We start from the raw sequence: 19,455 nt of genomic DNA, 5'->3' as shown, positions 1-19,455 counted from the left end.
AATATTTCAATTGATATCACTTTAATTCTATAGCTCTTATCAGAATTACTTTTTATTAAAGTTACATAATGCTTATCTATTTTGTCAAAACTTCAACAAAAATTAACTGATATTCAGAATTACTTATTGAATAGTATTTAAAACTTTGTCCTTATTTTACTAGACATATATAATGTAAAGTAATTCTACAGGTGAGTAATAGCATCTATTGTGGTATCAATATAGGCTACAAATATAGTAACGGTTATAAAATAATCCAAATCGATAAATAATCCTTATAAATTAAAGGAAGTTTTTTTCTCTAATGATTTATAAAACAAAAAAACAGGTAGTCTCTTTTACCTTTTCACCACATAAGTTTTTGATATAATGTCATGAAGTGTCTGTTGTTCTTTGGTAAAAAATACCATCAAATATCCAATCATGAAGAAAGAAGATAATACCCTGGAAGCGTTACGTAGTATACAAAACCAAAATGAGGCTTTATCGCCATTGTAATTCACAACTTTGATATTAGAAATCACTTTACCTGGAGTTCCCTGAAACTTAGAAGACTCAAACAAGGATTGATACAATATTGTTAGTACTGGTATTCCAATACAATAGAACAATACCCCCATTAATAGTTCATCCCCATTAAGTTTGCTTAACAAGGTTTCTACATTACCCAAAAAAAGTTTAAGCACTGCAGAACCTATAAAGATTATGATGATGCTTATCAAAAATGCATCTAATAATATTGCGATCAATCGTGGACCAAAACCTGCCATTTTCATTTGTCTCAAATTTTATTTATTGAAAAAATCCAGAGCAGGATTTTAAAAAGCCACTCTGGATAAAAAAATTACTTAATATCTAAAAACTTAATAAAATTTATATCCTACTCCTAGTTGAAAACTAGACATATTAGTATCTACATCATTTTCTCCAAGATTTGCAATACCAACATTGTATCTAAGATTGAACAAAAGACCTATATCGCTTAATTCATATCCAACTCCAAAAGTCAATCCAAAATCGAATGATTTGGCATTATCTTCTACTGCTTCATCACCAGAGATCAAGAAGCCAAATTGAGGCCCTGCTTCTAGACTTAACTCATCCATAGGGTAATATTTCCCAACTCCTAATACTCTTATAAAATTGGCTTCAAGATCTTCTGATCCTTCTGAAGAATATAGTATTTCAGGTTGAATATGAAATTGTTCATTGTCTAATGTAATATCAGCCAATCCCCCAATAAAAAGACTAGTACGTCCATCAGCATCTACATCTTTGCCAAATTTTGAAAAGTTAAGCCCTGCTTTTATACCAAATACTACATCTTTCTGTGCGTGAACAGAAAAAGCACTTAATAAAATGATGGCAGAAATAAAAAAAGTTTTCATAATTAATCGTTTGTTTTTAGTATTTAATTTAAAATGATTTATGTGAATTTTTAAAGCGAGATAAATTATTTCAAGCTATAATTTTGTTCAAATCCTAATGAAGTGTAAAATGCATTTTAGCTTATGGCAACCAATAAATCTCTCCATAATTCACTCCAAATTGACTACTTAAAGAGATAGGATCATTATCCTGAAATTCAAAAGTTTCTCGAAAATATGATAGCACAGGAACTGCTAGTGTATTTCTTTTTTGAGTTAACTCAACTTTTTGGGCATCTGCGGGAACAACATAAGCATTTCCTTCAATCGATGTACCATCGACCACAAACACCCATTGCCCATCTGGAGACCATATCGCTGATTTGTGAGATGGAGTTACAGGAAGATCCATTTCTTTTGTGGTCAATTGTCGAAGCCCAGTACCATCAATATTAATTAACCAGATAGTTCCTTCTACTCCTTGACTAGTATCTTCTCCCAAAGTAAAAACAACTTGGGTTCCATCAGGACTAATAGAAGGTTCTCCCGGAATTATACCTTCATCTCTAAAAGTGATTATTGGCACATCTGAATTTGAAACATAAATTGACTGTCCTGATATATAAACAATTTGATTGCTTGTTGTCCATGAAAAATCATCACTGTTAATTTTTCTTTTATCGAATACTCTCATTAACTCTCCGGAGCGATTATATACATGTAATATTTTAAAGGGATTACCTTCATTTTCTACTGTTATAGCCACAGAAGTACCATCTGGCGAAAGTCTAGCTGTACCTAAAGCAATGTCTGAAATTTGAAAACTTCCGTTTATGTTTCCATCATTATTGTGAAAAACAATACAATCTTTATCATTACCAAATTCTACCACACAATTCTCAATCGTTTCTACGAACTCCCCGTTTCCATAGTATAATGCTGCTGCACTAAAACTTGCAAGTCCTGGGTAATTAGGATTCTCATCCCAATCTGTATTTGGAATCTTACTATAGTGCCCGGTATCTAAATCTAATATCCATCCGCCGTTCACCTTGTTTCCTATAAAAATTTTACCTTCAACTTTTGGATTTAATGCCTGTTCTATTTCTTTATCAGGTGAATTGTCATTATCAGTACATGAAAATAGTACAAGACTTAAAAACAAGGGAATCCACTGTATTGTTTCCAAAATCAAAATTTTAAGCTATCAACAAATGTCACCTCACTTAGTAACTATTTATTAATCAGTTAATTTAGAATCAAAATTAGGGGATCATTTTACATAAAAAAATACCCTAAACATTGTATTTTTTTCTACTGGTTTTCGGGTATAACTATGATCTAAAAAGGTTTTAAACAAGGTTCAAAAGAAAAGTATTTCAGGAAATAAAGAATAATCATTCTTTTATTAAACGATAAGTCAAAACAAATTTCATGTTTTCTCTTCTGTTACGTTCTTCAGCTTCCATTATCGCATTGTAAGAAATCCATCTTCCGTTATGTATAGAAAATTCTGCAGTTGCATAATATCCAAACTTCATCATTTTTTCTTCTTTAGTACTAGAATTGTATGTATTTGATCCTTTAAAGTATTCTTCTATCTCATATTTTATAATCGCTATAGTATCCTTATTTGTTTTTTTTAAATCAACTAGCCGTACTTTATTCGTTTTATATGCAGAATCACATTTAAATCTTCGGTGTATATTCATTGTATTAACATCTATCTTCCAAGTATCTCCAACACCCACGGACTTGGTTGGTAGTTCAAAAAAGAGTGCTATTTTATTTTTTAAAAAATTATCTAACCAAAAACTATGAATACTTCCATCTTCGTATACCGATCCTCTTACCAAAATTTGTCGATTTACATTCTCTTTATTTTCTTGCATAGATATTGATCTTGTCTTTTTTTTCTGACTTATTACTATGTCAATTACATTTGGACTAACATGAGTGAGTTCTGTTCTCTTAATAATCTTTTGCATAGAATCGCTTACTTCTTGTAATAAGAGTTGTGTTTTTTTGACCTGAGTTACTTCATCATTTTTCAGCACGTTAATCAAATCATCAACTTTAGAACCAGTAGTAGAAGTGTCAATTTTACTTTCTATAATTTTATAAATTAAAGTTTCGTTTTCATCCAACTTCCACTTTAAATCGACTTTATCATTTTTCTGACCATAGGTAATAATAGTAATCAAGGTTATCGCAGTACTAATTAATTGTTTCATTTTTTTCATAAAAACTGGAATAATAGCTTGTGTTGGGATTATTAATTTTGATATGTATTGATTTGCTTAAATCAGGTTCTTGTCAATTGCAATTTTAACCAAAGCAGCCGCATTGGTAACTTCCATTTTTCTAATTAGATTCCTTCTATGAGTTTCTACAGTCAATGGACTAATAAATAATTCCTCAGCGATTTGATTCGTAGTTTTACCATTCGCTATTAGAGTTAAGACATGCTTTTCGCGTCGGGTTAGTTTTGGTGGCGCATCCTTATCATCAGTAATAGAAGAAGCCAAAATATTCTGAATTTCACTTCCAAAATAAAAGTTTCCATTATGGATCTGAGTAATAGCATGAACCAATTCATCTGCAGTTGCATTTTTTAACAGATATCCTTTAACTCCATTTTTTATCATTTGATTGATAATACTAGGCTCATTATAAGTACTTAACCCTAGAGTTTTTGTCTCTGGATACTTTTCATGAATAATTTTACAAATCTCAACACCATTTATATCTGGTAAGTTTACGTCTAATAAAACAATATCTACGGGTTGATTGTTTAGAAACTCCAAAACGGCTTTCCCTGTAGTAAAAAAAGAAGTAATCTCAATACTCTCATATCCGTTTAATAATGTTTTAAGACCTTCAATAACCATCTGATGGTCATCAACTATTACTGTTCTTATTGATTCTTTTTTCATACTACGCATTGATTTGCACTGTAACTGTGGTCCCTTCATCTATTTTTGATTGTATTTCAAAAAAACCTTCTAAATAATCAACTCTTGTTTTTAGGTTATCTAATCCCATACCTTTTTTATCTTTAATAGAAGATGCATTAAAACCAACTCCATTATCCTCTACAATGATATCTATTTTCTCATTTTCGTGGATGTATTGAACCAAAACCTCTGAAGCCTTAGCATGTTTGATAGCATTATTAATCAATTCCTGGACTATCCTGTACATGGTAACTTGATTATGAATTGCAATTTTCTTATCATCTCCATAAAACTGAAGTGTGACTTGACTTTCATTACTATTCATATTAGTGCAATAGTCTCTTAGTGCAGCTTCTAAACCATATTTAATAAGTGTCTCTGGCATCAAGTTTCTGGCAATACCTCGTAACTCTGATAACGATTCCCGAATATCATTTTGTACATTACTTAATTCTTGTTTCGGATACGTTTTGAGATTGTCTTTATCCAATTTAGACAACTTCAAACTAATCGCAGATAATCTTCCTCCCAAACCATCATGAAGATCAATCGCCAATCGTTTTCGTTCTCTTTCCTGACCCTCTATCATAGCAGAAAAAATCTTCGCCTGCTGCTCATGTTTTAGTGCTACCATTTCTTCTGCATGTTTTCTATCAGCCAAACGGCTTTCTCTTGATTTATCCCTATATATTTGATATCCTACCAACAACACAAAAACCAAAGTAATAATTGCTATAATCATTAAATATCCTTCTGATCGCTTTTTTTCTAAATTAAAAGCGACTATGTTTTTTTCATTGGTTAATGCCAGAATCTCTTTTTCTTTTTTTTCTGATTGATATTGAAACTCTAATTGTTGAATCCTGTTTGATGTTTCCTGAATATCTAAGCTATCTAAAAGATGGATATATTGATTGAGATAATGATGAGCTTTTTTATAGTTTTTGATTTTTGATTCGTACCTAGCTAATCTATAATATGCTTTGGCACGACTTACATCATTGCCTGATTTTAATGACTCTTGCAAAAAATCCATCATATACTTTTTGCTCATTTTAAGATTTCCCAGTTGTTCGTATGTTTCAGCATATTTTATAAATAGTGAAGCATACTCAGATCTTATTTTATTGTTTTGTAATAATTCATATGATTTATCATACATTTCTATTGCTTCTTCATACCTTTTTACTCCACTTAAATAAAGCCCTAAATGTGAATAATATTTATAGTTATAAATTGACTTAGGAACTTTATCTAAGTAAAACTTCACCTTATCTAATGTTGTTTTCATAGTCGAAAGAGAATCCATCTCATATAGGCATAGAGAAAAACTAAGGCGATCAAATATAATATCGTCGGGATTATTAAGTGCCTCATATTGAGGTCCGCTTTTTTCAAAATATGTATATGCTTTATTAAATTGTGCAAAATTCATATACTTTATCCCTAAATTAGTATTTGCAATGGCTAAAAATAAAGTGTCTTTTATTTGTCTGGCAATAGGAATAGTCTTTTCTACATACGCAATCTCTTGTTCATTATCTCCTTGATATCCATATAAAACCCCAAGATTAAAATTGATCTTTGCCCATAATTGAAGGTACACTTTTGTAGAATCTTTTTTCAAAAGATGTTCTACTTCTTCTTGAGCATTAAAATAGTAATTCTTCGAATTTTCTATATCAAAATAACTTAAATAGCCATCGGCAATAGTCTTATAGGAAAGAGCCGTACCATATGAATAGCGTAGCTTTTTACTTAATCTCAATGCTTCATAGCCATATTGAAAAACACTCAAAGAATCTACACCTTCATTTGCTCTGGCCAGATTGCACATTAGTTTTATTCTAATCGTATCTGCTTTAGCGTCTTCTAATTTTTGCTTGAGTTCATTAACATCTAATATTTGCCCTGATCCTATATAAAAAAAAGACAAAAACAAAAGTAAAATGGAAAAGTGTAGTATCGGTTTCATGTGCTGATGCAACAAATTTGTATTTTGCTTCTACCAAGATATTAATTAAGACCTATATTACATCGAAAATTGTAAAATATACCTGAAAACCAGTAGATAAAAAATCGCTTTACTTTTATTGTAAAAAATTTCAATGATGACACAGCATTCTCCTTTTTTGAAGTATCAATGATTTTTAATTCTTTTCATATAAATATTTATCCCCATTACGGAAAACCATAAATAGTATTCCTATTTATTTCTGATTTTAGCCGAAGTATTTAAAATGTCAATGATGAACGACAATGAAACACTTGACGAGTATGAAAAACTTATACTCGACAAGCTAAAAATAGGGTTAACACAAGTCGATGTTTCTAATTATCTTAAAAAGAATCATATTGAACCTTATAGCTTAAGATCCATAGAACATAGAATAAATGCTCTTAAAAAAAGATTTGAAGCCAAAACATTAATTTCTCTTATTTATATTTTGGCGAAAAAAGATTACATCTAGGTTTTTCAAAAATAAGATCCCTATAAAAGTTTTGAATAGTAGTGCTTAGAACTTTAGCTTTCTTGTTATCTAATTCAAACCACGAAATTTCAAAAATCTTACTACCTATTTATATCGAATTAGTATAATGTTCATTACTTTGTGATCTGATCGTCAATGCTGCTTGTTCTGCAGTAATATCTCGCTGTGGATTTGCAAACAATTCATATCCAACCATAAATTTCTTTACCGTAGATGAGCGCAATAAAGGTGGGTAGAAGGACATATGCATATGCCATTCTTCATGATTTAATCCATCTGTAGGTGCCTGGTGAATTCCTGCCGAATAAGGAAATGATGTTTTAAAAATATTATCATATTTAATGGTCAATATTTTAATTATATCTGCAAAATCACGCACTTCTTCATCTGTTAACTGATCAATGGTTTCTACTTTTCTACGCGGAATAATCATCGTCTCATATGGCCAAATCGCCCAATACGGAACCAAAGCTACAAAATGTTCATTTTCTACCAGAATTCTTTCTTTTAACTCAAGTTCTTGTTCTAGATACGCTCCTAAAAGAGATTTTTTATGATCTTTCCAATAGTGTTCTTGTTGTTGAGTTTTTTTGATAATCTCTTCAGGAATTGATCTTTGTGCCCATATTTGGCCATGTGGATGTGGATTACTGCAGCCCATCACTGCTCCTTTATTCTCAAATATTTGAACATAGTTAATATCACTACGTTTTCCAAGCCCAATAAACTCCTCCTGCCAAAGTGCAATTACTTGCGTAATCTCTTCAACTTTCATAATTGGTAAGGTAAGTGCATGGTTTGGTGAAAAACAAACCACTTTACAAATACCACTTTCAGATTCTGCTTTTAATAATCCATCATCAAATTGTTCTTCAGGGACGTCTTGTAATAACGCTGCAAAATCATTAGTAAAAGAAAAAGGCGCAGTATATTCAGGATTTACATCTCCGCTTGCTCTTGTATTTCCCGGACATAAATAACAGTTCTCATCATAAGAGACTTGAGAAAACTTTGCTGGTTCTTCATTTTTTCCTTGCCAAGGTCTTTTGGTTCTATGCGGAGAAACCAAAATCCATTCTCCTGTCAGTATATTAAATCGTCTGTGTGGGTTATCGTTAAAATCTTGCATCATTATTCTTGTATTGAAGTTCCTTGACTTGGAACAGTTATAAAAGAGGTTAGTTCGATATCAAACTGCTCTTTATAGGCTTTTGTTACTAAATCAACATATTCATTTATATAATCCTCATGAATTAGGTTTATTGTACATCCTCCAAAACCACCACCCATCATTCTGGATCCGACAATTTCTGTCTTGTCTTTAGAAAAATCAACTAGAAAATCCAGTTCTTTACAACTTACTTCATACTGATGTTGCAACCCATTATGAGAGGCATACATAAGTTTTCCAAATCGTTGTAAATCTCCTTTTTCCAATGATTCTGAAGCTTGAAGTACTCTATCATTTTCTTCAATCACATAAGACGCTCTTTCATAATGCAACGGAGATAGTTTCTTTTTAAATTCATCCAACATACTTTTTGTAACATCTCTAAGAGATTTTACCTTATCATATGACTCTGAAATCATTGCCACAGCTTCTTCACATTCTGCTCTTCTGGTATTATATTCACTTTCTGCAAGATTGTGAGAAACATTGGTATTCAGTAATAAAATTTTATATGGATCAAAATTACCATCAATTAACCTATATTCCTGAGTTTTACAATCCAAGAGGATTACTTTATGATCTTCACTCATGACAGAAGCAAACTGATCCATAATCCCGCATTTTGTTCCTACATAATTATGTTCTGCTCTTTGAGATAACTCTACTAATGTTATTTTAGGCAATTCTAGATCAAAAAGTTCATTAAGTCCATAAGCCAGTCCACATTCTAGTGCTGCAGAAGAGCTAATTCCTGCACCTATAGGTAACTCACTTTTAACAATACAATCAAAGCCTCTTATCTTATCCGTAAGTTTACTGAGTTCATTCATTACTCCTAGAATATAATTCTCCCATTCCTCATTACTAGGTTTCAATGTATTTAGGTCAAACTGGATTTTCTTCTTATACGTTTGACTATATACATTACACTGAGAATCTGTATTATTTTTTCTAAATGAAAAAATAATTTTTTTATCAATTGCAGTAGGTAAAACGAATCCATTGTTATAATCAGTGTGTTCACCGATGAAATTAATCCTACCAGGTGATAAAATTACCAGCTCTGCTTTAAAATTGGATATAAATCCTTCATGATCATTTTCCATTTCTTATATACTTTAGTCTTTTGGTAATATATGCCAATATTTACTTTTAAGGAAGCAAATATAATAAATGTACTTTTTACATTTATTATTATAGAACTATATTTTTTTGCTTACTTTGTGTTAAAAGTAAAATCTTTTTAAAAACTCAAGGCTTTGATATGGATATATATAACGAAAAAGACAAGTTCTATGTAGCAGTTGATTGCATTATTTTCGGATTTGATAATCAAAAATTAAAACTTCTCGTTTTTGATCGTCGTATTGACCCATTTAAAGATTCATTATCTCTAATCGGAAGTTTTGTAAAAATTGGAGAAAGTGTTTCTGATGCCGCCATTAGAATTCTCAAAGACTTTACCGGCTTGGAAAATGTCTACATGAAAGAATTAAAAACTTATGGATCTGTAGACCGAGATCCTGGGTACAGATGTATTTCTGTCGCTCAATATGCTTTAATTCGTATCGACAATGCTATTAAAAAGATTGTAGAGGAGAAAGGAGCAAAATGGTATGAGATCGATAATATCCCAAATTTAATTCTGGATCACAATCAAATGAGTATTGATGCGTTAAAAAGAATTGAGGAAGTTGCCAGATATAAACCCATTGGTTTTGAGCTATTGCCAAAGAAATTTACAATCCCTAAATTACAAACCCTTTATGAAGCTATTTATAGAAGAAAGTTTGATACCCGTAATTTTAGAAAAAAAATCCTTTCTTTTGACGTAATTATCAAATTAGATGAAAAAGATAGAACCACTTCTAAAAAAGGGGCTTATCTATACAAGTTTGATTATAAAAGATATAGGGAATTACAAGAATCAGGGTATAATTTTGAAATTTAATTTAGAATTATCCCTATTTTAAAACATATAAAATAATATGCTGCCGTTATTAGAGAAGATTTACGACTTACAAGATATACATACTGTTTCTAAACATGAACAGATTGTTCTCGGAATAATCGAAGCCATAGATTCTGGAGTTCTTAAAGTAGGCGACAAACTCCCTTCTATAAACGAAATGGTAGCTGAAATAGGTTATGCTCGAAAAACATTTGTAAAAGCATATACCGAATTAAAGGAAAGAGGGTTAGTAGAATCCAAAAATCTCAAAGGATATTATATTATAAGTCAAGAGACCAAAGTTACTTTAAAGGTAGCACTGATTCTATTTGCATTTCACAGTTTTCAAGAAGAGTTTTATAATACTTTTAGAAAAGAACTTGGGAAAAAATACCATATCGATATCTTTTTCCACCATACTAATCTTACTCTTTTTAAAACCATAATGGATAACATTTCGCGTAAATATGGAATGTATGTTATAGCTCCAATACAAAATAAAGAAGTAATTCCTCTTCTAAAAAAAATTCCTTCAGATAGATTAGTGCTTATTGACCGTTACCTAAAAATGCCAAAAGAGTATTCATATATTGCTCAGGAATTTGAAGAGGTTACATATAATAAACTAGTAGAACTTGCTCCCGTAATTAAAAAGTATGACAAGTTTGTACTTTTCTTTAAAGAAAATACCGATTTACCACCCGATATTTTATATGCGTTTAAACGTTTTATTAAGGAGTATAATATTAAGGGTAAAGTAGTAGAAAGTTATGAATCCAATATCGTAAAAAAAGGTACCGTATTCTTTTCTATTAGTGATACATACCTCTGGCAAGTACTAAAAGATGCTCGAAAAATGGAATATAGAATAGGCTCTGATATCGGGATCCTGGCACATGATGATAATATTGTAAAAGAAATTGCCTTTGGAGGAATAACAACAATCTCAACAGATTTTGAAATCATGGCCAAAAAAGCTGCTATTTTTGTCAAAGAAAGAAACCCTATACAAGAAATTATACCTACTTACCTAAGACAACGTAACTCATTATAAAGAATATTTATACTTTTTCCTCATTTTCTTCAAAACATTACTTTTTCGCTTCTGAATTCGAGAAAAACAAAGGGATTCTTGCAAGACCCCCTAATAGTTTTCAAAACCAATTGTTTAAAAATCATATAATTTTAACATTTTAAATGTAGTATTCTTGGTTTTATTAACATCAAATTATAATTATGTGAAAAAAAATTTTATATTTGCATAGTAGCATAGTGTATCATAGCATATTAAACAATTACACTTTCTTGGCTTTTAATAAAAAAGAAATCAAAACTTTATCAATAAACACAAATCATATGAATCAAAAAACATTCACTAGTATTATGATGTTTTTATTTGGGCTTGTTATTTCAGTCTCTGCACAACAAACAGTTTCTGGTACAGTAACAGAGGCTCAGGGGCCTCTCCCTGGAGTAAACATCATAGTAAAGGGAACACAAAATGGAACTACGACAGATTTTGATGGTAAATACACCTTATCCAATGTAGCTGACGATGCTACATTAACCTTTAGCTATCTAGGTTTTATCACTCAAGAAGTTCCTGTAAACGGACAATCTGTTATTGACTTAACATTACAAGAAGATGCTGCTGCTCTTGATGAAATCGTTGTTGTAGGATATGGTACACAATCTAAGAGAGATCTTACTGGTGCTATATCTCAAATTAAATCAGAAGATATCAATCAAGTTGTTACAGCAAATCCAACCTCGGCCTTACAAGGAAAACTTGCAGGAGTTCAGGTAGAAACTGCCGGGGGTGCTCCTGGTAGTCCTGCAAACGTTTTTGTACGTGGAGTAAGCTCTTTGACAAATTCCTTTCCTCTATATGTTGTTGACGGTGCCATTTCTGATAATATCAATTATTTAAATCCAAAAGATATTGTAAATCTGCAAGTATTAAAAGATGCGACATCTGCAGCCATATATGGTTCTCGTGCTGCAAATGGAGTTATTATTGTTACTACCAATCGAGGTAAACAAGATTCTTCTCCTACAGTAAATATTGATATACGAAGTGGAATTAATACGCAAGCCAAAACACTTGATTTACTTAACGGCTCCGAATATATTGCATTTCTTAATCAACGTAGAGTTAATGATGGGCTTGAAGGAAATATTCCTAATCCAGGAATCGACACAGACTTTCAAGATTTAAGCATAAACTCGGGTACAATTCAAGATTTTGGATTTAATATATCTGGTGGTGGCGAAAACTCAAAGTATTTTTTTAGTGCTAACTATTATGATGAAGAAGGATTATTAATAAGTGAAGAATTTAATCGTAAAAATGTACGTTTAAATAGTGAATTTAAAATTGGAAAGTTTAAAATTCAAGAATCTTTTGGATTTTCTGAAAACAGATTTACTCGTAATAATGCTTTTGGTAACCAAGGAGGTACCGTACCTATTATTCGTCCTTTTGCTCCTGAAAATGAAGGTGGATTTGAGGCTATTAATGATCCAATTTTTGGAATTGGAGGGACAAATAAATTTGCTAACGCACAATTAGTAAATGATCAAAATACAGAACGTAATTTTCTAGGTAATTTAAATTTTTCATATGAAATTATCGAAGGACTTACTGCAAAGCTTAATGTAGGAACCGAATATACCAGTTTTTATAGAAATACCTTTCAACCCACATTTTTTCAAAGTAATATAGATAGTGAGACTAATGCTAACCCACTCAACGATCTTACAGAGGTAAGAGGAGAACGTTATGCTACAAATGTCGAACCTACTCTTAACTATAAAAAAGGCATTGGAGAACATAATTTTGATCTTCTTATAGGTGGTGCCCGTCAAGATATTACTACAAACACACTTGCTATTTATGCAGAAGGACTCCCTAGTAATAATATTACCAATATAGCTCAGTTTGCCGATAATATTATAAATTCTGGTGGAGGACGTTTTGATAATAAACTTTTCTCATTTTTTGGACGTGTAAACTACAATTACAAACAAAAATATTTATTCACTGCCATAGTACGACGTGATAAGACCTCTCTTTTTGCAGATGGATTTAATACAGGTACATTCCCTTCTTTCTCTGCCGGATGGGTCATTAGTGATGAAAATTTCTTTAATAAAGATGGACTCTTTAATTCACTCAAACTAAGAGCTGGATATGGAGAATTAGGATCTCAAAACGTAGATCCTTTTTCGAACCAATCTGTGGTAGAACCTAATTCCCCTACCACATTTGGTGGTTCTTCAGGACAAATCCCAGGATTTGCAATTACAAGTTTAGTCGATCCTACATTAAGTTTTGAGACATCAAAAACTATCAATTTTGGATTAGATACTTCATTATTAAACAATGACTTAAAATTAAGTTTTGACTATTTTAATAGAGATAATGAGGACGTGATTCAGGCCGTTGCTATTCCAGATTCTAATGGATCTGTAAATCCAGTATTTCAAAACGCTTCATCTATTAATAATAAAGGTTTTGAATTTGAAGCCTCCTATAGGTATGACAAAGGTGGTGATTTCACATTCAATGTAGGTGTTAATCTTTCTGCCATCCAAAACGAGTTAACAGACTCTCCAAATCCAATTGTAGGTCCCTCGTATAATGAAGAAGGATTAAGAGCAAATCGTTTTGAAGTTGGGCAACCTTTAGGATTTTTCTTTGGTTTCGAGACCGATGGCATTTATAATAGCCAGGCAGAAATAGATAATGATCCTTTCTTAGCTAATGACCCTGACAGAAGAGCTTTACTGCAACCAGGTGATTTCAGAAGGGTTGATATTAATAATGATGGCATCATAAATGATGAAGACCAGACCTCTTTAGGTGATCCAACACCAGATTTCACATATGGCATTAACTTTTCTGCAAATTATAAAAACTGGGATCTTGGAGCCTTCTTTAATGGAGTTCAAGGAAACGAAATTTATAATGTTACCAAATTCTTTGGATATTTCTTCTTAGACGATAACAAACTTGGAATTGTAAGAGATGCCTATACTCCTGCAAACCCAAATACAAATCTTCCTCGTGTAACTACTCAAGATACAGCTGGGAACCAACTCCCATCAGATTTCTTTGTAGAAGACGGTTCTTTTTTCCGTCTTAAGACACTCGAAATAGGATATAGTTTTAATGATTTCATAGGAAAAGAATGGATCTCTAATGCTAGAGTATTTGCAAATATTCAGAATGTATTTACTATTACAAATTATTCTGGATATGACCCCGAAATAGGATCTAACAATAGTGGATTAGGAACTAATCGCGGTTTCTTTGGTTTTACGCCATTAACTAATGCTGATTCTGTTTTTGACAGGGGGCTAGATGTAAGAGCACAACCAAGACCTCGTACCTTTGTAATTGGGATACAAATGTCATTTTAAAAACAAAAAAGAATACAATATGAAAACTATTAAAAAATTATTCCCTTTTATAATGTTATTACTTTTTGTAGTAATTTATTATAGCTGTAATGAAGAAGACCTTAACATTTCAAATCCAAATAACGTAGCAGAACCAGCATTTTTTCAAACAGAAAATGACTTTAAACTTGCAGTAAATGGAATGTACCATTCAATAACTGCAGTATTATTTTGGGGGCGAGTTATCCATACAGGCGCAATGCTACGTTCAGACGCATATAATGTAATCCCATTTCAACAAAATACGACCATGTCTACATTAGAAGGACAGCCAGGTATTTCAAGGTGGGCAGTAGACTTATATCCTCAATTATACCAATCTATATCCAGGGCCAATAGAATTATAGAAGAAGATGCAGAAAATGGTGTGCTATCCGGAGAAGTTCAAAATCAAATTTTAGGACAAGCACATTTTCAACGTGCATTTTGCAATTGGTATTTGTTAAATCTTTTTGGAACGGCACCACTTGTTATGCAAACACCTGACCCTCAAAACCCAGAAGAATTCTTTCCTTCTAATGCAACGGCAGAAATGTATCATGAAGCAATTATTGCAGACCTTACTGAAGCGATAAATAGACTTCCACAATCCTGGGGAGCAGAAGATATAGGACGTCCCACCAGAGGATCAGCTCTTGCATTACGAGGAAAAACCTATTTATACATGGAAGATTGGGTAAATGCAATTACAGACTTTACAGAAGTAACTACATTAGGCTATTCTTTACTACCTTCTGAAAATTATGGAGATAACTTTTCATCTGATCCTTCTATGGAAAATAATTCAGAATCTGTGTATGAACTTCAATATGTAGGACAAGATAATTTTGTTTGGGGAGCAGATTCACCACTTACAGGATCTCAATCCAACTGGCATATTGATTATTCTCCTCCACATGTAAGTTTAGATCAAGGACATGTAATAAATCCACATATTCTTCAAGTTTTTGAAGATAATGGAGATGTTATAAGAAGAAATAGAACTATTGCTTTTGATTACCCAGGAGCAACCGGATATGGAGGAGCTCCATTTACAGAAGACTTTGCTCCAAGCATTGAAATCGCAGAAAATCTTGGCGTTCCAGCACTATTTTCTAGAAAATATGCAGGTTTAGATGAAAACTTGTCTAGCGCAGAAATTCCTGGTTTTGGGCATACCTTAGGAACCAATTGGAGAATTATACGGTATTCTGATGTATTATTAATGTTAGCCGAAGCTCTTAATGAAAATATGGCTACCGCAGAAGCTATTCCTTATATCAACCAGGTTAGAGAAAGGGCTCAAATTGCTCCTTTGGCACTTACCCTAAGTAAGGCAGAAGTTGAACAAGCTATAATCGATGAACGTATTATGGAATTAACAGGTGAAGGGCATCGTTTCTTTGATCTGGTACGGTGGGAGCTCGCTGATGATGTATTGGGACCAGGTTCTACTATTGCAGGAGGACGTCATCCAAAATCTCTGGCAGGACCCGCAGCTGTATTCACCACAGGGCAAGATGAATATTTATGGATTCCGTTAACAGAATTGCAAGCAAATCCAAATTTAAAACCAAATCCTGGATACTAAAATATAAACATATAGCATTATTTTGATTGTTTGTTTGTAATTGTATTTTGTTTTAGTCACCAAGCAAATCTCACCGATTTGCTTGGTTATTAAAACATGTTAACCTCAATATTTTTGAAAAAAATATTCTATCATATCATAGTCATCATACTATTATCTAATTGTAAAAATCAGAGCAAAGAAAAGCATCTATTTACTTTTGTTCCAGCCTCTATTTCTAATATACATTTTGAAAATACGATAATAGAAAATGATGAAATCAATGTTATCGATTTTCAGTATTGCTACAACGGTGGCGGAGTTGGAATTGGAGATTTCAATAATGATGGATTGCCAGATATTGTTTTCACAGGAAATCAAGTTTCAAGTAAAATTTATCTTAATCTAGGTAAAATGAAATTTAAAGACATCTCGATTATATCAAATTTCAAAACTAATACCTGGATCACTGGTGTAAGTATTGTCGATATAAATGTAGACGGGTTTGACGATATATACCTAAATGTAGGTGGACCTGATTGTCAGAATGACTGCAAAAATCAATTATTTATAAATAATGGAATCAATGAATCTGGTGTTCCAACCTTTACAGAAAAAGCGGCAATTTACAGATTAGACGACGGAAACTATAGTCAACAAACTGTATTCTTTGACTACGATTTGGATGGAGATCTTGACGCTTACATTGTTCATAATGGAAATACTACAAGAGATAGAAATATCCCTTTACCAAAAAAATACTTCCCAAATCATTTAGCAGATTATTTATTAGAAAACAAAACCAGAAAAAGTGACCAACAAATATATTTCACCAATGTATCTGACAGCTTAGGAATTACCCATAAAGGTTTTGGTTTGGGCATCGCCATAAACGATCTCAATAATGATAATCTACCTGATATTTATGTAAGTAATGATTTTATTACAAATGATCTGATGTATATAAATAGAGGCTTGGATTCAAACGGAGTTCACTTAGGTTTTGACGAAATGAATGATCAAATTGTATCCAAACAGACCTATAATGCCATGGGAGTAGATGTAACAGATATGAATAATGATCAGTTACCCGACATTATGGTTGTAGATATGTTGCCCAATGATTATGAAAGGCAAAAAAAAATGCTGGGGCTTAGCAATTATGATAAATATTTACTCTCACAACGAAATAAATATACTCCTCAATATATACATAATACATTGCAGATTCACAATGGTCTGATTGATGGAGAAGTCTTACCTGCATCAGAAATTGGATATGCCGCTGGCATTGCAAGTACTGATTGGAGTTGGACTCCACTTGCTGCAGATTATAACAATGATGGAGAAAAAGACCTTTACATTACCAATGGATATGTAAAAGATATTACAGATCTTGATTTTGTAAATTACTCTGGTCAAAATAATATTTTTGGAACACCAGAAACCCGAAAAGAAAAATTCAAAAGTTTTGTCGATCAACTCCCAGGGATACACCTCCCTAATGTGATGTATCAGAATAAAGGGAATACTCAGTTTCAGGATGTATCTTCACAATGGTTTAAAGAAAAAAACTCTTTTTCAAATGGCGCGTCCTATGCTGATCTGGATAAAGATGGTGATCTGGATTTAATTATCAATAATATCAATAGCCCTGCATTTATTCTGGAAAATCATACTTCAGAAAAAGAACAAAACTACCTGCGTGTGCAACTAAAGGGAACTCCAAAAAACAAAAAAGCAATTGGAGCAAAAGTCATTGTTTGGGAAAAAGAAAAAAGTCAAATTCAGTACCAATCTGTTGTAAAAGGATACTTGTCTTCTGTAGAACCTATTATACATTTTGGTTTTACATCTGATCATATCGACTCCCTAAAGGTCATTTGGCCTAACGGAACCGTTTCCTTAAAAAGAAATATCAAAACTAACCAGGTGATAACAATGACCCACCATTCAGCTGAAAAAGAAACTAAAACAAAAGAACCTAAAAAATTATTTGAAAAAGAAAAACAAATACTCACCTATACACATCAGGAAAACATTTTAAACGACTACGTGTATCAATCTTTACTACCTCATCAGTTTAATGCAAATGGCCCTTGTATAATTACCGCAGATATTGACAATAAAACTGGAGATGAAATTTTTATTGGCGGCAGCAAAAGTAAGCCTGGACAACTTTTTGCCGAAAATAATGAGGGGATATATCTCCCTGTTCAGGAATTCGAATCTAAATATGAAGATACTGCAGCTTTATTTTTAGATATCGATAATGATGGTGATGACGACATATACATTGGTAGTGGAGGTACTGATGCTGGTGTTGATACAAATTTATTACAAGATCGCATATATTATAATAATGGAGAAGGAAACTATACTGTCTCAGAAGATCAAATTCTTCCACAAATTAATACGAACACATCTTGTGTAGTAGCCAATGATTTTGACAACGATGGATATCCTGATATTTTTGTAGGAGGAGGTGTACTTCCCGGGAGATATCCAGAATCTACACCTAGTTATATCTTAAAGAATAATAGTGGTACACTATCAATTGATAAAAACATCTCCTTTTCTCATCAGGGAATTGTAACCGATGCTATATGGTCAGATATTACAGATAACACCGCAAAAGAACTCATTGTAGTCGGTCATTGGATGCCTATAACAGTGTATAACATAAAAGAAGATAAAGCAGAAAAAATTCCCATACAATGGCAAACTCCCGATGGCAAAATTATTAAAATGTCAGGTTGGTGGAATACCATAACATCTGCCGATTTTGATAATGACGGAGATATGGATATTCTAGCAGGTAACCAAGGGCTTAATGGATTTATTAAACCGGTTTTTGATCAACCTGTTTATGTCTATAAAGACGATTTTGATGGTAATGGAAGTATTGATCCCATCCTTGCTCAGTATTTCAAAACTACGTCAGGAATTTCTTTAAAACCCATCCATACTCGAGATGATATTATGAAGCAACTCGTACTTCTCAAAAAGAAATACGGTACTTATGATGAGTTTGCACAGGCTTCTTTTCAGGAATTATTAGACATCACGAATCTTGAAGAACAGACACTAAGCGCCAATATTTTTGAATCAATCTATGCAGAAAATATTGGAAATAACACTTTTGTTGTTCATCATTTACCTCCTATTTGCCAAAGGTCTCCAATCAATGATTTTCTTGTTGATGATTTTAACACCGATGGATTTAAAGATGTATTGATTGTAGGAAATAATTATTCTGCAGAAGCCAATTATGGCAGGCATGATGCCATGATCGGGATGTACCTTCAAGGGTCAAAAAATGGTTTTATCCCTATCAAAAATCAGGAAAGTGGATTCCTGGTTCCCAAACAGTCTAATCATATCATTTCTATTAAGAATAAGAATAAAATTCCACTTGTGATTGCTACACAAAATAATGATAGCATTAGAGTTTTTAAAATTAAAAATGAAGAAAATGGTGTTTTAGCAAATCGATAAGGTTGC

General features: G+C 32.3%; 14 protein-coding genes. 6 read left to right on the top strand and 8 right to left on the bottom strand.

Annotated features, from left to right (window positions below; all coding sequences use genetic code 11):
• Window positions 1-338 precede the first annotated feature (338 nt).
• The 6 genes from DK442_RS13390 to DK442_RS13365 form a co-directional block, all read right to left on the bottom strand.
• Window positions 339-776 (bottom strand): RDD family protein, encoded by a 438-nt coding sequence (locus DK442_RS13390; protein ID WP_109436375.1) that lies wholly within the window; start codon window positions 774-776, stop codon window positions 339-341.
• Between the two features lie 87 nt (window positions 777-863).
• Window positions 864-1,388, bottom strand: a complete 525-nt coding sequence (locus DK442_RS13385) for an outer membrane beta-barrel protein (protein ID WP_109436374.1) — start codon at window positions 1,386-1,388, stop codon at window positions 864-866.
• Window positions 1,389-1,509: 121 nt separating this feature from the next.
• Complete coding sequence (locus tag DK442_RS13380) at window positions 1,510-2,556, bottom strand: PD40 domain-containing protein (protein ID WP_109436373.1); 1,047 nt, start codon at window positions 2,554-2,556, stop codon at window positions 1,510-1,512.
• A gap of 208 nt (window positions 2,557-2,764) precedes the next feature.
• On the bottom strand, window positions 2,765-3,601 hold the full coding sequence (locus tag DK442_RS13375; protein ID WP_160114171.1) for a hypothetical protein: 837 nt from the start codon (window positions 3,599-3,601) through the stop codon (window positions 2,765-2,767).
• Between the two features lie 66 nt (window positions 3,602-3,667).
• The gene (locus DK442_RS13370; protein WP_109436371.1) at window positions 3,668-4,303 is read right to left on the bottom strand and encodes a response regulator transcription factor; all 636 of its coding nucleotides are present in this window, start codon (window positions 4,301-4,303) and stop codon (window positions 3,668-3,670) included.
• Between the two features lies 1 nt (window position 4,304).
• Window positions 4,305-6,299, bottom strand: coding sequence for an ATP-binding protein (locus tag DK442_RS13365; RefSeq protein WP_109436370.1), 1,995 nt, complete (start codon window positions 6,297-6,299; stop codon window positions 4,305-4,307).
• Window positions 6,300-6,573: 274 nt separating this feature from the next.
• Here DK442_RS13365 and DK442_RS13360 point away from each other — a divergent pair, with 274 nt between their 5' ends.
• Complete coding sequence (locus DK442_RS13360) at window positions 6,574-6,795, top strand: hypothetical protein (protein ID WP_143917862.1); 222 nt, start codon at window positions 6,574-6,576, stop codon at window positions 6,793-6,795.
• A gap of 109 nt (window positions 6,796-6,904) precedes the next feature.
• Here DK442_RS13360 and DK442_RS13355 read toward each other — a convergent pair whose 3' ends face one another.
• Both DK442_RS13355 and galK read right to left on the bottom strand, forming a co-directional pair.
• Window positions 6,905-7,948: a UDP-glucose--hexose-1-phosphate uridylyltransferase gene (locus DK442_RS13355; RefSeq protein ID WP_109436368.1), complete on the bottom strand. Its 1,044-nt coding sequence runs from the start codon at window positions 7,946-7,948 to the stop codon at window positions 6,905-6,907.
• Window positions 7,948-9,093, bottom strand: a complete 1,146-nt coding sequence (galK, locus tag DK442_RS13350; protein ID WP_109436367.1) for a galactokinase — start codon at window positions 9,091-9,093, stop codon at window positions 7,948-7,950. Before galK ends, DK442_RS13355 begins: the two co-directional genes overlap by 1 nt.
• Before the next feature lie 158 nt (window positions 9,094-9,251).
• Between galK and DK442_RS13345 the strand changes: the two genes are divergently transcribed.
• The 5 genes from DK442_RS13345 (at window position 9,252) to DK442_RS13325 (ending at window position 19,449) form a co-directional block, all read left to right on the top strand.
• Window positions 9,252-9,938, top strand: coding sequence for an NUDIX domain-containing protein (locus DK442_RS13345; protein WP_109436366.1), 687 nt, complete (start codon window positions 9,252-9,254; stop codon window positions 9,936-9,938).
• Window positions 9,939-9,975: 37 nt separating this feature from the next.
• Window positions 9,976-10,992 (top strand): GntR family transcriptional regulator, encoded by a 1,017-nt coding sequence (locus tag DK442_RS13340; RefSeq protein ID WP_109436365.1) that lies wholly within the window; start codon window positions 9,976-9,978, stop codon window positions 10,990-10,992.
• 302 nt (window positions 10,993-11,294) lie between these two features.
• Window positions 11,295-14,363 carry a TonB-dependent receptor gene (locus DK442_RS13335; protein WP_109436364.1) on the top strand — a complete coding sequence of 1,023 codons (3,069 nt, stop codon included), beginning with the start codon at window positions 11,295-11,297 and terminating at the stop codon, window positions 14,361-14,363.
• Window positions 14,364-14,382: 19 nt separating this feature from the next.
• Window positions 14,383-15,972 (top strand): RagB/SusD family nutrient uptake outer membrane protein, encoded by a 1,590-nt coding sequence (locus DK442_RS13330; protein ID WP_109436467.1) that lies wholly within the window; start codon window positions 14,383-14,385, stop codon window positions 15,970-15,972.
• A 114-nt stretch (window positions 15,973-16,086) separates the two neighbouring features.
• Window positions 16,087-19,449, top strand: a complete 3,363-nt coding sequence (locus tag DK442_RS13325; RefSeq protein WP_235010956.1) for a VCBS repeat-containing protein — start codon at window positions 16,087-16,089, stop codon at window positions 19,447-19,449.
• Window positions 19,450-19,455: the final 6 nt, after the last annotated feature.

Source organism: Aquimarina sp. AU119 (assembly GCF_900312735.1).
GTDB classification, from domain to species: domain Bacteria; phylum Bacteroidota; class Bacteroidia; order Flavobacteriales; family Flavobacteriaceae; genus Aquimarina; species Aquimarina algiphila.
This window is presented reverse-complemented; position numbering and strand designations above follow the sequence as displayed.